The organism is Virgibacillus sp. M23, from assembly GCF_034190895.1.
GTDB lineage: Bacteria > Bacillota > Bacilli > Bacillales > Amphibacillaceae > Virgibacillus > Virgibacillus salarius.
In genome coordinates, this window is record NZ_JAWDHA010000374.1 from 1 (window position 1) to 389 (window position 389).

The window sequence follows — 389 nt, forward strand, 5'->3', positions numbered from 1 at the left end:
CTGAAACGCGAGGGCAGCCGTTCGTCGCAGCTCATTGACATTCCATTCTCTGATTTCCTTTCCATATATGTTGACTTCGCCGCTGTCAGGCGTTCTCATTAAATTACACAAGGAAAGGAGGGTGCTTTTGCCTGAGCCGGAAGGGCCTAAAACGGCTACGATTGCACCCTGTTGAATGTCTCCGGTGACATCCCGCAGTACATCATAGGTTTGTCCATCTTGTTTATAGCTTTTTCTGACTGATCTGAAGGAGATCGCTGGTATGTTTTGTGTTTGATTAATTGCTTCCATTCCAATAATCACCTTTCAATAATAAGTAGGCAGATATTATATTTAACTATACAGTGAAACAGATGCCTTTTGGTAGCAAAGATAAAGTAGAACAGGTT

1 protein-coding gene is annotated in these 389 nt (G+C 42.4%); it reads right to left on the reverse strand.

What is annotated here, in order from left to right:
- Positions 1 to 291, reverse strand: a 291-nt coding sequence (locus tag RVS70_RS23075; RefSeq protein WP_321135076.1) for an ATP-binding cassette domain-containing protein, incomplete at its 3' end; no start/stop codon positions are given.
- Positions 292 to 389: the final 98 nt, after the last annotated feature.